General features: G+C 35.5%; 10 protein-coding genes. 2 read left to right on the top strand and 8 right to left on the bottom strand.

Features of this window, described 5'->3' with window-relative positions; genetic code table 11:
- Positions 1-17: 17 nt before the first annotated feature.
- The 3 genes from ACAM30_RS14855 to ACAM30_RS14865 all read right to left on the bottom strand — a co-directional run bounded on the left by ACAM30_RS14855 (position 18) and on the right by ACAM30_RS14865 (position 4,841).
- Complete coding sequence (locus ACAM30_RS14855; RefSeq protein ID WP_369615379.1) at positions 18-1,331, bottom strand: APC family permease; 1,314 nt, start codon at positions 1,329-1,331, stop codon at positions 18-20.
- 186 nt (positions 1,332-1,517) lie between these two features.
- Positions 1,518-3,860: a TonB-dependent siderophore receptor gene (locus ACAM30_RS14860; RefSeq protein WP_369615380.1), complete on the bottom strand. Its 2,343-nt coding sequence runs from the start codon at positions 3,858-3,860 to the stop codon at positions 1,518-1,520.
- A gap of 255 nt (positions 3,861-4,115) precedes the next feature.
- The gene (locus tag ACAM30_RS14865; RefSeq protein ID WP_369615381.1) at positions 4,116-4,841 is read right to left on the bottom strand and encodes a hypothetical protein; all 726 of its coding nucleotides are present in this window, start codon (positions 4,839-4,841) and stop codon (positions 4,116-4,118) included.
- Positions 4,842-5,087: 246 nt separating this feature from the next.
- Here ACAM30_RS14865 and ACAM30_RS14870 point away from each other — a divergent pair, with 246 nt between their 5' ends.
- Complete coding sequence (locus ACAM30_RS14870; protein WP_369615382.1) at positions 5,088-6,248, top strand: MFS transporter; 1,161 nt, start codon at positions 5,088-5,090, stop codon at positions 6,246-6,248.
- A 239-nt stretch (positions 6,249-6,487) separates the two neighbouring features.
- Here the strand turns inward: ACAM30_RS14870 and ACAM30_RS14875 are convergent, their stop codons facing one another.
- The 3 genes from ACAM30_RS14875 to ACAM30_RS14885 form a co-directional block, all read right to left on the bottom strand.
- Entirely contained in the window at positions 6,488-6,967 is a 480-nt protein-coding gene (locus ACAM30_RS14875; protein ID WP_369615383.1) for a DUF6265 family protein, read from the bottom strand.
- A gap of 137 nt (positions 6,968-7,104) precedes the next feature.
- Positions 7,105-9,408 carry a DNA topoisomerase 3 gene (locus ACAM30_RS14880; RefSeq protein ID WP_369615384.1) on the bottom strand — a complete coding sequence of 768 codons (2,304 nt, stop codon included), beginning with the start codon at positions 9,406-9,408 and terminating at the stop codon, positions 7,105-7,107.
- Between the two features lie 329 nt (positions 9,409-9,737).
- Positions 9,738-11,180, bottom strand: a complete 1,443-nt coding sequence (locus ACAM30_RS14885) for a hypothetical protein (protein WP_369615385.1) — start codon at positions 11,178-11,180, stop codon at positions 9,738-9,740.
- A 322-nt stretch (positions 11,181-11,502) separates the two neighbouring features.
- Here ACAM30_RS14885 and ACAM30_RS14890 point away from each other — a divergent pair, with 322 nt between their 5' ends.
- Positions 11,503-12,294 carry a DUF5995 family protein gene (locus ACAM30_RS14890; RefSeq protein WP_369615386.1) on the top strand — a complete coding sequence of 264 codons (792 nt, stop codon included), beginning with the start codon at positions 11,503-11,505 and terminating at the stop codon, positions 12,292-12,294.
- A 107-nt stretch (positions 12,295-12,401) separates the two neighbouring features.
- Here ACAM30_RS14890 and ACAM30_RS14895 read toward each other — a convergent pair whose 3' ends face one another.
- A complete protein-coding gene (locus tag ACAM30_RS14895; RefSeq protein ID WP_369615387.1) occupies positions 12,402-12,626 on the bottom strand; it encodes a hypothetical protein in 225 nt (74 codons plus the stop codon).
- Between the two features lie 491 nt (positions 12,627-13,117).
- Positions 13,118-14,806 (bottom strand): right-handed parallel beta-helix repeat-containing protein, encoded by a 1,689-nt coding sequence (locus ACAM30_RS14900; protein WP_369615388.1) that lies wholly within the window; start codon positions 14,804-14,806, stop codon positions 13,118-13,120.
- Positions 14,807-14,863 lie beyond the last annotated feature (57 nt).

The raw sequence follows: 14,863 nt of genomic DNA on the forward strand, positions 1-14,863 counted from the left end.
CTATTAAAAATAAGTCATTACTTTTTCTTTCTCAAAATCAAAAATACTGGATACGAAATCAAAGTGAGAACAACGATTATGGCGAAACCTTTTGGATCGCTGAAAATAAATCCTATTAACAAAGCAATTGAGGCTGCAAAGGCAAATATTGTAGTCCACGGATACCAAAAGGAATGGTAGGGGCGTGGTAAATTAGGTTCGGTAGCTCTTAATTTTAAGAGAGAAAGATAAGCCAATCCCCAAACGATAATAGAGATAAAGGCTGCGAAAGAGAATAATACTTCAAAAGAGCCGATACAAATTAAAAACAAACTGAAAAGTGATGAAACTAAAAGCGCTACGATTGGTGTACCGCCCTTATTAACATTTGTCCCTTGTTTGAAAAAGAACCCGTCACGGCTTAATCCGTAAAGAATTCTTGGCGGAATCATCATAAAAGCATTGAGTATACTGATTAATGAAAAAATAGAAATTACCGTTACTACAATAGCTCCGTTTTCTCCAAACAGAATCTTGGCCACATCAGCTGCCGCTAAATTTGATTTTGCTAAAGTTTCAATTGGCAGAACATGAAAGAAGGCAGCGTTCACCAAAACATAAATAGCGACAACCAAAAAGACACCGCTGTACAATGATTTGGGAATATTTTTGTTGGGGTTATCGTTTTCTTCAGCAAAAAAGCAAACGCTGTTCCAGCCGTTATAAGTCCCGATGATCAACTGCAATGATTTGAAAAAGCCAAAGATTAGTCCAATTTGAAAGAAAGAATTGTCTGTTTCAATTTTAGGAACTTCAGTGCCTGTGTACATAAAACAGGCTATGACCAAGGCTACAAAACAGATTACTTTTAAGAAACTGGTAATTTGCTGAATGATGCTTCCGTTTTTTACACCACTTAAATGAATGAGTACAAAAGCAAGTAATAATGAAATTGCCATCACAGTAGAATAGTTTGAGAGTACAGGAAACAAAATAATGATATACTCACTAATTACGATGCAATAAAAAGCCGGAGGGGTAACATTGACAATAAAATCAAACCAACCGGAAAGGAAGCCTGCGTATTCGCCAAATGCTCTTTTAATATAGTTGTAAGAACCTCCTGCTTTGGGTAACATTGTAGCCAATTCTGCATAGGAGTTGGCTCCTAACAAAACATAAAAGCCTCCAAAGAGCCATGAAGCAATAATAAACCAATAATTATCGAGCAAGGAAGCAATGCTACCGGGTGTGCGAAGAATTCCAACGCCAATCGTTCCTCCGATTAATACAGCAATATTAAAACTTAAGCCAAGACTTTTTTGCAATTTATTTTTTTTGGAATCTGACATATATCGGAGTTTTGTTTTGGTGATAATTTTTGTGGAACAAAAGTAATACAATCGGATTACTTTCTTTAGTGAAAACAAAAAACCTCATCTGTTGTGAGATGAGGTTTTCTGTTTAAAACCAAACTTTTTTTGTTTTCGTTATGGAAATACAGCAAAAGTTTGGAGGGTAAAAATCTAATTCAAAATTTAGAATTTATATTTTAAGCTTGTCATAACCTGACGAGGTGCAATTGGGTTAATACTGTAATTTTCGTGAACAGTATAGTTCAATTCGTTTGTAATATTAGATAATTTACATAGAACTGAGAATTTTCTCCACTCGTAACCTATAGAAGCATCAATAGTAGTGTAACCTTCAATCGGAATATCTCTGTCTCTTATTGTAACAATATAAGCAGGATTTGGTTTTGGATTGGTAGGAGTAGGTTTAACAGCTGTCCATAGATAATCATCGTTCCAACCTCCTAAACGGTTACCAATATAGTTAGCGATTGCTCCAAATGAAACTCCTTTAAATATTCCTTCCGGTACCTTATAGAAGAAGCTTAGGTTGGCTGTATTTTTTGGTGTTCTCACCACCTGATCTCCTGCTACAAAACTTCCACTTGTTCCGGAAGTTTTAGTATAACGCATATCATTATAGCTATAACCGGCAATAATATTAAGTCCTTCAACAGGTGTTGCAGTAACGTCAATTTCAATTCCTTTACTTTTAGTAGCTCCACCTAGTACTTTAATGTTTGAATTCACATTTTCAGTAACACCGTCCGCTAGGAATGGTGCAGTTTGAGCTAAATTGCTGTTTGAGATTTGGTAAACCGTTAAGTTCGTGCTTAGCAAACCATCAAAGAATTCTTTTTTAATACCTGCCTCGTATTGGTCAATGATCGATGCTTCGATAGTTTGTCCATCAACAGTAAACCCGGTATTTGGTGTAAACGAGTTCGAGTAGCTGGCGAATAATGACATGCTTTTTGTTGGTTGGTAGATAAGGCCTACTTTTGGAGAGAAAGCATTGTCTAACTTTTTAGAACCAACTTCAGCTTTTGCATTTTTTGGAGCGACAGTCTGAGTTTCCTTAGCGGTGTCGTAAGTTTCTTTATAAGTAGTAGCTTCACCTTCTTGCCAAGACCAACGGATACCGGCTAATACTTTGATTTTTTCTGTAACCGAAATTAAATCCTGAAAGTAGGCACCAAAACGATTGGTTTCTGTTTTTGCAATTTGAGTCGCTCTGGCATTAGGAATATCATTTCTTTGCGTTGAAGGATCAAAGTTGAAAAGATTGATAGTATCGTAAATATTTGGATCGTATGTTTTTGGACTTCCGTCAGGGTTTTTGCTTGTTACAAATTTCTTTTCGTTAAAAGCAAAAGTGTATCCCGTTGCAAAAGAGTTTTCCCAATCAACACCTGTGTATATTTGATGTTTTACTGATCCGGTATTGAAATTTCCTTGTAGGCTTAATTGGTCTCCCAATATTTGCTCCAGGTTTTTAGTTTGAGTCAATCCTCTGTTCCAGAAGCCAGGAATTGGGTATAATTTAGTGTCATCTAAACCTGACATTTGAGCAGTCGATTTTTGACCTCTATCATAGGTTTGGTAAGAACTATTGAAGTTAAGTTTCCAGTTTTTATTGAAATCATGGTTTAATAAAACCGAAGCACTCGCTGATTTTGTAGTACCATTAGACCAAAGTGATCCGTAGAATGCATTACGAGGCAGGTCAAGAATTTGTTTTCCGATAAGTCCTGTTCCAAAATCAGGAGTCCAGTCTGCTGTTAAATAATCTCCTTGTACCGTAATTTGTGTTTTTGGATTAATGATAAAAAGTAAAGACGGGTTTACGTATACACGTTCGTTTTTTACTACATCTCTAAAGCTTTCAGAGTTCTCGTAAGAACCGTTTATTCTGAAAGCAATTGACTTGCTAAGAGGACCATAAAAATCGAAAGCAGGTTTATAGAACGCATAACTTCCAATTTGCATCGATACCTCACCGCCTGATTTAAATGAAGGCGTTTTGGTTACCAGGTTTAAGATACCTCCCGGTGCAACGTTTCCGAACAATAAAGCCGAACCTCCTTTTAAGAATTCAACTTTTTCCAGACCGGAAACATCAGGAATGGAACCTGAATTGTAACGAAATCCGTTTTTAAACATATTGTTGGCAGACATGTCATATCCTCTTGAGAAAAAAGACTCCTGTGCACCACCACGAGCAGAACTTACATAAACACCATTAGCATTTTTAATAACTTCACTTAAACGAATGGCTTGTTGTTGTTCGATTACATCAGAACTAATAACCTGTATACTTTGCGGATTGTCCATTGGTTTTAATCCTGAACGAACAGCAGTAACCGGTTTAGGCTCTCTATTGGTTTTGATTAATACTTCATTTAGTATTTCTCCTTTTTTGTTTTTTACCGTGTCATTGGCAGTTGAGGCTGCCTCATCACTTGAATAGTTCTGACTGTAAGAAGCAAAACTTATAAAGGATAATGCAAGTAGTAAATTATATTTCATGTTGCTTATTTAGATTTAATAAAAATAAATTTTTGCAAATGTAATATCGAGATACGGTCTTAACAAAGTTTTTAGAGTTTTTCTAAATTAAAATTTCATTAGAATAGTCTTAAGATTTGCTTAAGATTTTGCTTTTTTGAATTTTATTAAGTAAAGATCAGAGGGTGTAAACGAGATTTTGGGTTAAAAAAAGCCTTGTTCATTACGAACAAGGCCTTAACTAACTATAAAATGATCAAATAATGAATGGACATATTATTTAACGGCAATTAAATAAGTTGCCATCTTCCAGATTTCGTTGTAATTTTTACCATTATGCTCTCCGGCAGCTTTTTCGGTATAAGCAAATTCTACCATATAATTTCCTGACCAAAGTGGTGTAAAAGAGATTTCTCCTTTGTCATTGCTCCATAATTCTTTTTCCCAGCCATTTGGCGCGATTACTTTTATTTTTTGTTTTTTAGCCGCAACCCCTTCGTACAAAGCATTAATGTTTAGTACTGTTTTTTGTTTGGCAGCGGTCACTTCTTTAGCGAAAACACTAATGATGTTTGTATTCGCGGCAGCATCATTTCCTTTTGAAGCATTCCCAACGGTAACCGTCGCGCTTGAGTTGTAATCTAATTTCATAGTTCCGTACACATCTTTTACGGTGTGATGCATCACTACCGTATAAACACCATCCTCATCCGGTGTAAAAAAGGCCTGATATTTATTTTCTAAGGCTGTAGCAGTAAGTTTTGTTTCTTTTTTTGACGGACTAATTACGATCAGTGAAAAATCTTTTAAATCTGAAAACCATTTTGCTGAAGCTGTAATATCATTATCTGAAAATTCTCCAAAGAAAACAGATATTTCCTGAGCTTTTCCTTTAGTTCCCACCGCTTTAGTTTCGATCCACAAGGCATGAGCAAATAGAGCAGGGCTGGCTATTAACATTAAAAGTAAAAATGTTATTGATTGTAAAGTTTTAGATTTCATAATATGCAATTAATGAGTTAATAATTTCGTATAGCAAATGTAAAGTTTAATATTAGTCTGACAATATTTATTTAGAATAATTATGAATAATATTTTTACAAGGACTGTTTTTAAATTGATAAATGTTTCAAAAAAATAAGACCAGTGTTTTTTTAGTTAAACCCTCAATGTCAGTAAAAAAATGATATAAGACAGAAATTACATTTTGAATAGCCTATTTTTGTATCCAAAATTGAAACCCTCCTCATGATTTTACCTTTTTTGAAAAAACTGCAGCATTCTCCTAAGGGATTCCGTTTGGCCAATACTGTATTTTTTTTCCTTTCGGGATTTGGATATTCTTCCTGGGTTTCCCGTATTCCACATATACAAGCGCAATTGCATCTGTCTGAAGCTGAGTTTGGAGCTGTTTTATTCGCCTTTCCGATTGGCCTGATGCTGACCATGCCTTTTACAGGGATGCTGTTAAATAAATACAGCAGCCGTTATGTTATGTTGTTGGGAGCCATCATGTTTAATATTGCTCTGGCATTACCAGGTTTAGCAGCTTTTGTATGGCAGTTGGTGGTCATACTTTTAATTTTTGGAGCTTCAAGAAATATTTTCAATTTATCGATTAATGCACAATCACTGGAGGTGCAGAAATTGTATCCAAAATCAATAATAACGCGTTTTCATGCCGTTTGGAGTATAGCCGTTTTTTCGGGAGCAGGTTTGGGTTATGTAATGGTGACACAACATATTGCACCGATTCATCATTTACTCGGGGTAAGTGTTTTTATGATGGCGCTTACAGCTTGTTTTTATCCGATGAGTATTCACAATGAGCCTGTACCGGTTAAAAAGAAGTTCTTTTCGATGCCCGAAAAAAATCTGGTCAAGTTTGCCCTGATCTGTTTTGTGTCTATGGCTTGTGAAAATACCATGTACGATTGGAGTGGTATTTATTTCAAAAACATACTAAAAGCTTCTCCAAAACTAACCAGCGCCGCCTTTGTGTTTTTTGCAACAGCAGTAACCTTAGGACGTCTGTTTGGGGATTATGGCGTAATGAAATTTGGTACAAAACGAATTCTGTTTTACAGCGGGGTTTTAATCACATCGGGCTTTGCAATTTGTTTTGCCCTGCCGTATGCTTATTCAACAATTTTTGGTTATGTCCTGATTGGATTTGGAGTTTCCTGTGTGGTTCCCCTTGTATTTAGTATTGCCGGAAGATCATCCAAATTAAGTAGTGGTTCAGCTTTAACCTCTATCTCTACTATTGGTTATCTTGGATTTTTATTGGTTCCGCCTATGGTGGGTTTTATCTCTGATTATTTAAGCATGAAATGGGCATTTTTAGTAATGGCACTTTTGGGAGTATTGATGATTTTTATGGTCAATAAGATCGGGGAGGAGGAGTGATTCTTTTTGAGGGGCTAAGGTACTGAGGTATTTGTTGAGAAGGTTTTAAATTTTAATTTTTTGTTATATGATCAAGATTCAAAATTTATAAAGTATTAAATTTTACTTTGAAAAAAATAAAACACAACGTTGTAAATTCCGTAGGAATGAAATATGTTGTAGCAACGGATTTTAATCCGTTGAAATTTAATGCAATGGATAAATAACAAGATCCGTCGGAACGGCCTATCTTACAATGATTATTTTTTCTTCGTCATCACAAATTTCTCCGAACTTGGTTTTCCGTTTAAATTTCCGGAAATCTCAGCAGTTAAAGTATTGTTCGCTCCTTTTGTATACGTTATTTTTTGTGGATAATCGTGTTTAGGATTTTCAAAAACTAATTGTTTGTCTGATTCAGCAATTGATTGAAAAGCGACCGGTTTATCATCATTCTGACCTTTTACGGTAGCAAAATAAGTTAAAGTTTCTTCTTTTTGAGATAATACGATGTTTTCGAAATGAATGGTATCTTTTTCTTTAATAAAATAAGAAGCCCCACTAAAAGTACTGTCATTTAGTTTTTGCCAGTTTTCAGTCAGAACACCGTCTGCAGATTTATTTTCCCAGTTTCCGATTAACCAGTCTGCAACTTTGATTTTATCTTTCTCAACCGAGTTTTTCTTCTGACAGGAAACAGCGGCAATTAAAAGTACTGAAAGGGTAATTTTTTGAAACATAGGTATAAGTTTTGGTGTTAAATGGAAAAGCTAAAGTATGAAAAAGAATGGTTGGTTGTGAATTGGGAAATGTAAAATGTAGAATGTAAGTTGTAAAAAGTAAAATGGTAACGCATCTCATATTTAACGTCCCACATCTAACAAAATTCACAAAGTATCGAGTACACTAATTCTTTCGTTGGTTTCTGATCGTTTAATTTGGCTCGGACATCGTCAAAAGTAACTTTAAAATCACAGCCTGATTTATATTCACTGCAGCCATAGGCTGTTTTTCCTTTGAGGATGGTTCCTTTTTTACATTTCGGACACGTTAAGGAATCTGATGTTTCTTGTTTAGCTTTTTTTGGTTCGGTTTTCTTTGGTTCCAATTTAAGTTTGTAATTTTCTTCAAAGCGAATCAAACCTTCAACAGTTCCTTTTTCGGTTTTAAACCCCTTTATATTTACGGTAGATCCTTTCTGAACCAATCTTAAATATTGGTTTTCTGATATTTTTTTCTCCGCAAAAGTATAAGGCAACAGAAAATCACAGCCCGATTTATAGTTACCACATCCAAAAGCAGATTTTCCTTTTATCAAAGTTGCTTTTTGGCATTTCGGACAGGTTTCGGCTAAAATTCCCGCAGCTTTCTTTTTCTCCGCTTTTACCACTGGTTTTTCAACCGTTGCGGCATGTGAAATGTTAGCATGTCTGGTTTCGCTTCGTACTTCGGTAACTAAAGCTTCGACCATGCGTTTCATGTTTTTAATAAAAGCTCCGGCAGTATAAGTTCCTTTCTCAATATCTTTCAGCTGCTTTTCCCAGGAACCAGTTAGCTCAGCCGATTTGATAAGTTCGTTCTGAATCGTATCAATAAGCTGAATTCCAGTAAGGGTTGGCAAAACCTGTTTTTTGTTTCGAACGATGTACTGACGTTTGAAAAGCGTTTCGATAATATTCGCCCTTGTTGACGGACGACCGATACCGTTTTCCTTCATGAGTTCACGTAAATCTTCATCATCAACTTGTTTTCCGGCAGTTTCCATAGCACGGAGTAAAGTCGCTTCGGTGAACTGGTTGGGTGGTTTGGTTTCTTTTTGCAGAAAAGATGGTTCATGCGGACCTTTTTCTCCCACCACAAAACTTGGCAGTAAATCAGCCTCTTTTTCTTTAGCATTTGGATCTTCAAAAACGATGCGAAAACCTTTTTTTAAGATTTCTTTTCCGGTGGTTCTGAAAGTTACGTCAGCTGCTTTACCAATCACGGTGGTATTGGCTACCAGACAATCATCATAAAATACAGCGATGAAACGTCTGGTAATAATGTCATAGACCTGTTGCTGGTTGAATTGCAAATGAGCTTCTATTCCGGTTGGGATAATCGCATGGTGATCTGTAACTTTTTTATCGTTGAAAACCTTTGGCGATTTTTTTATTTTTTTCTCTAAAAGAGGTTGGGTCAATTCGGCATATTTGGTTAATTTTTGCAGAATTCCGGGTACTTTTGGATAAATATCATTTGGTAAAAAGGTGGTATCAACTCTGGGATACGTGACTACTTTTTGTTCGTATAAAGTTTGTACGATTTTAAGCGTTTCATCTGCCGAAAATCCAAACTTGGTATTGCAGTATACTTGCAGACCTGTTAAGTCAAATAGTTTTGGAGCGTATTCGTTTCCATTCTTTTTTTCAACCGAAACAATTTCGAATTCGCTTTCTTTGACTTTATTGGCCAGAAGTTCTCCGTCTTCTTTTTTCAGGAAACGTCCTTCTTCATAACTAAAAAGAGTTTCTCGGTATAAAGTCTGTAATTCCCAATACGGCTGAGGTTTGAAGTTTTCGATTTCTTTAAATCGGTCCACTACCATGGCCAATGTAGGTGTTTGTACACGTCCGATAGACAATACTTGTTTGTAACCGCCATGTTTTACGGTATACAAACGAGTAGCATTCATTCCGAGTAACCAGTCGCCAATGGCTCTTGAGAATCCGGCATAGAATAAATTGTCGTAGTTTTCAGAGGGTTTCAGATTTTCAAAACCTTCTTTGATGGCTTCGGTAGTTAACGACGAAATCCATAAGCGCTGCACTTCGCCTTTGTAATGTGCCTCATTCATCACCCAACGCTGGATGAGTTCTCCTTCTTGTCCGGCATCCCCGCAGTTAATGACTACTTCGGCTTTGTCGAACAGACTTTTTACGATTTTAAATTGCTTTTCAATTCCTGAATTTTGAACTACTTTGGTTTCAAATTTCTCAGGAAGCATGGGTAAGTTGTTCAAATCCCAGCTTTTCCAGTGCGGTTTGTAATCGTTGGGTTCTTTTAAGGTACATAAATGCCCGAAAGTGTAGGTTACAGCATAACCATTGCCTTCAAAATAACCATCGTGTTTGGTATTGGCTCCCAAAACGGATGCGATTTCACGTGCGACACTTGGTTTCTCAGCAATACAGACCTTCATTTTTCTCTTTCTTATTCGAAAAGCGAAATTAAGAATTTAAAAAGTGGTATTGAAATTATAATGTAGCAAAGTTGCAAAGGCACAAAGTTGCAAAGTGACAAAGGTTTTTTGTTTTCCATAGATTCAGAAGGTATTTGAGCAGACTTATTCAGAGTAATTTATAGAAATTATGTTGAATCTGCTTTAATCTGTGGAATCTGCATGAAAAAGCTTTTGATATTTTTAATCTTATTGTCCGTTTGTAAAACATAAAAACCACAAACAGAAGCTTGTGGTTTTTGTAATTATAAATTTCAGCTTTGCCTTAAAGCAAAAGACTTGTTATTGGGTTATTTTAATTTTAGACGCAAATTGGATTCTCGCAAAAATTCATTAACATGTTCTTGTTTGATTTGTTGTCTGTTAAGCCCCTTCAGACTGCCTACATATCCTGTAAAAACATGGCTTATATTAAGGGGAGAAACAACTCCTTTATGAGATGTATTATGGCAAAAGAAGCAATTAACAAGATCGTTCACAGAAGTTTTGTTTATTGCTGTTGGACTAAATCCTGCCTGTACATAGGTTTCCATTGTAATATTGTAGGCTGCAACGGAACCTCTGGTTAATTTTCCAGGGTTAGAATCTGAAAGCGTATCAGCTAACGTGTTTAATAAGGCCGCTTGAGCCTGAGTAGTATCGTATCCTTCTGTATTAATCCATAATGAACCATTGTAAAAATAATTGTTCCAGATACCTTTCAGCTGTGTTTTAACACTTTGATTGATAGTACGAATATTATTGAAGTTTTGTGAGCCATTTTGACTCGTTTTCATATAAACCTGAACATTATGAGAACCTTTCATTACTTTTTCAACAGGAACACCATATTTGTAAAGAGAAAAGATATCGGTATAAATTCCGTTTTGTGTAGTTATATTTTTAACCGTTGCGGTGCTGCTTTTATTAAAAAATGGATAGTCAACTGTGCTGGTCACCGGTGCATCAGTGGTTGGTGTAGCTTTAGACCAATCGTAAGCAGGTGCAAGATTTTCATGTTCAAATGTAGCCCATACAAATTCGGGGTGATTTTGTACAACTCCAACGACATGCATTCCTAAAAGTGCTACTCTTTTTTTTACTCCATTGATTGTACCCTGAGTAATAAAATAAGAAGAAGGATCTTTAAGAGCACTCGCATCAATCCAGGAGGTTTTAAGTTCTAATGAGCCTACAGGAAAAGTGATGTCTTTTATTTTAGCAGGATCATTTTTTGCTAGTGGCCCATATTTTAGCATGGTGGAGTACATAAGGTTGTCCATGAAAATAGAATAATAAACCGTAGTAGGTTTAGGAACACCTGATGTATACTTTGGAGTTTTTAAAATATCAAGTTTAGAACTTGCCTGAGCGGTATCTCTTAGAACAACAATTCCTTCACTTGTATCTACTCTTTTACCTTCCGCAGTCACCTGAATTAATTTACGCATAAATAATGGCAGTCCATTGACGTCATTGGTGAGCCAAAGAAACTTTTGCCACGACCATTGATGAAAGTCACAATTCGTTACGGTTGCATTATTAGCAAAAGCGCTTGTTGGGCCCTCATTTGGCGGAGGAGTCTGACGAGTGTTGTTTACCATGGTAAACCAATTAGCAGGAGCTAAACAGGTAGAAGCAGCGGCACTTTTATTGACAGTTGTGTAACTGTCTTTTTCGGTCTTTGGATCCTTTTTACAGGCACAGAGTGCGATCAGGGTGACTAAAAGCAATACTTTTTTTGTAGTTTTCATAGTTGGGGTCTTTAGTTCGTTTTTGTAGTTATTTCTTTTTGAATGGTTGAAAGTAGGTAATTAAGAAACCGGCTTCTTAAAAAATGTCTTAAGGCTTCTATATTTAGGTATAAAGCCAGGAAAAAGCTGCATTAATAAAATAGTACAGCCATTATGGTTCGGGTGACTTGCCAGAGAGTTTCTGAACAAAGTTTTACAGATTATTTTTTTTCTGAGACTAAATTACAAAAAAAATAACAAGATAATTACTTCAAAATATTCTTTTTTTAACGATTAAAATAATTATATTCGCTTGTAACTAATTCAACCAAAGACAACTACCATGAGTGTGAAACAAGCTGCAACTATAGGTGAAGTCATTCAGCTATTAGATGAAATAATCGAGTTATCAAAAATAGAACAGAGCAATATAGGTTTATTTGCAATGCTCTATCGTGAAGTTACGGTAAAGGTAAAGGAAGGCATTCAAAATGGAGCTTTTCAAAACGGAGAGCGAATGGAGAAACTGGATGTTATTTTTGCTAATCGCTACTTAAAGGCCTATTACGAATATAAAGCCAAAGAAAAACCATCAGAATGCTGGGGTTTTGCCTTCGAACAAGCCGAAAAGTTTTGGCCAATAGTGCTGCAACATTTACTACTCGGAATGAATGCTCATATCAATCTGGACTTGGGTATAGCTGCTGCCGAAATTAGTACAGTAGAAGATATAGAGAGTTTAAAAGCTGATTTCGACAAAATAAATACCATTTTAAGCAGTCTCGTAGGAAGCGTAGAAAAATGTTTGATTAAAATTTGGCCAACGCTTACCTGGATATTAAAATTAACTGGTAAAGCAGACACCTTTTTTATTGACTTTAGCATGGAAACCGCCAGAGATGGTGCCTGGAAATTTGCCAATGAATTTGTAGCGGTTCCCGAGGATAAAAGAGAAACCTGTACCCATGAAAGAGACGTAAGAATAACAGAAATCGCCCGCTTAGTTTCAAACCCGGGTTATTTTGTGAGTGCTGTTTTCAAATTTATTCGTTTGTTTGAAAGAGGAACAGTTGCTCAAAAAATAATTGACATGCAGATCGTTGAACAAAAAAGTATGCAATGTGCTGTTGCATAATAGTAATTCCGTTAGGAATACCCCATTTTTACAGCAACGGATTTTAATCCGTTGAAAAAGATTTTAGGTTCGAGAAGTTCAATAGAAATGACATTTATTTGCCATATTTATACATTCCGAATCTCAGTTTCTATTTGAGTAGATTTAAAATGCCCACAGATATTTTCTTTACCTGAATTTTCGACAAAATAGTTCTGAATTTCAGTTGTAGTCATTTTTGTGAAATCAACTACAGTTTTACTACACGAACCACAAAATCTACCATTTTTATTGGGCGACATTGAGTTCCAGTTTTCATTACAGGGTTTTGGTACAGTTATTTTATTTTCCATGGTTGTTTTAAATTGATATTTCAATTGGGTAGACAAAAATTATTCCAGAATGAGAATGTTTTTCCGCCTCTTTAGGTTTTTTCTCTTGCGATGTGCACATTTCGCTCTTGCTATTATATCAATTTAATTCCGCCAGGAATAGAATATTTTGTAGCAACGGATTTTAATCCGTTGAAGAAAAGATTTTGGGTTTCCAAAGTTCCATAGGAACGGTACATATTTATTGTCTTTATGGATTTTGAACCGATGATTTTTTTATAAACGTATCTATTTAAATTGTATTAAAATTATGTTGTTTGTAGTCTACGAGTTTATATTTGCTTTGCGAAGTCACGTGGCTTTGATAATTTAAGACTTCGCAGAGCCGGAAATAAAGTTGCTGAATGAGGAGGCTTACTTTTTAGCCGATTTCACGAAACAGGTTGTAAGTTCGCGCAGCGATTCTTTGTAAAACTCTGTGTGATCGGTTTTTTTAATCAAAAAAAGAATTTTTATTCCACTACAATTTTGAAAACTTTTCCATCAAAAGCTTGGAGTAAATAGGTTCCACCAGGCAAATTAGTTACATTAACCTCAGCTTTTCCATTCTCTATTTTTACCATTTTCACCTGTTTTCCTGAGATGTCATAAAGTACTGCGACTCCATCTTTGGTGGAATTTTCGATCGAAAAAATACCGTCTTTTACAGGATTTGGATACGCTATAAAAGTTGGTTTGGCTGCACGTTCGATACCCAGTGAACCGTTTAAAGATTCATAAGCTCCCAAATCAATAACCGTTTCGTTAATTCGGGACTTTCCGGCTAAGTCTGATGTACCGTAGATTGAAGAATCGTACAATGCATTGTTACCTTTATTTATGGCAATTCCTGCTTCGAGAGGTGTATAGTTTTCTGCAGAAGGATTTTTAAAAATTTGAGTATCAATAATTCCTGTCGCATCAAGATTTCCATTAGTATTATCTATTTTGCCAAAAATTATTGAATTTTTTGAAGTGTAAGTAGAACTATGAGCAATGTTGATATCTGTCCAAACAATGCAATTTGAAAAATTCACACTTCCACTGTCCAGAGTGATTGCATCTTCACCGACATTAACAAAAGTACTGTTGATGATATTAAGCGTGTTGTTGTAGGTACTGTAAATTTCGTTTGCCGTTGTTTTAGCCGAATTATTAGCAAAAAGACTGTTTACAATAAGTACATTGCAATAATTATTGCTTACCATAGCACCACCATGACGTGAAGCAGTATTTTTTACAAAGCTGCAATTATAGATTTTTATTTTGCTGTTCCAGATGTTAAAAATCGCACCTCCACCATTATTTCCACTACTTCCGTAAGAAGATATATTATTAGAAAAATTGCAATTGGTAAATGTAACCGTTGATCTTTCATTGTAAACTGCACCACCATCTTCACCTTTGTTTTCTGTAAAATTGCAATTGGTTATTACAACTTCAGATTGGTTGTTTTCGATTGCACTGCTTAGGGACACATTTTTATCAAAAGTACAATCTGTTATTAAAGCTGAATTTGAAGAATTGTAAATAGCATTACTTTTATTATTAACGAAAGTACAGTTTTTAATTTTTGGATAACCACTAAAACTATAGATTCCTGCGCCAAACGATGCTTTATTATCTTTAAAAATACAATTTGATATCGTAAGAGAGGAGCTAAGATTATTAATTGCGCCACCAAATCCCGATGTACCATTTGTGTTAGAGTCTGTAAATCCGTCGATCATCGTGAAACCATCTAAAACGGAGTCTTCGGTTAATCTCTCGGTTTTAATTATTGTGTTCGAGAGGCCTTTTAAAATGCTGATGTTGGTTTTCAGATCACGTTGCTGAATATTATTTTCGGTTCCTTTAAAGCCACCATAAATTTTTACATCTCTTTTTAAAACAAAAGTTTTGCCGTACATTGGAGTATAAGTTCCGGCCCCTACCCAAATCTGAAAAATTGCAGGATTGGTACTTTCTATTGCGGTTCTAAATTCTCCCAGCGCATTATTCCACGAAGAGCCATCGCCGGTGCCTCCTGTTTTTACATATAAAATACCCTCTGCATCCGGAGTTGGGCCTGCAACAATTTTAATTGCTTTTGCATTTAGAATGTTTCCACTAAGAAAGACAAATAAGAAAGAAAAAAATAGAAGAGGTAATTTTTTAATCATAAATGGTTTTGGATTAATTTGTAGTAAACTTCATCAAATATATGTATAATTAGAGAG

Source organism: Flavobacterium sp. CFS9, from assembly GCF_041154745.1.
Taxonomy (GTDB): domain Bacteria; phylum Bacteroidota; class Bacteroidia; order Flavobacteriales; family Flavobacteriaceae; genus Flavobacterium.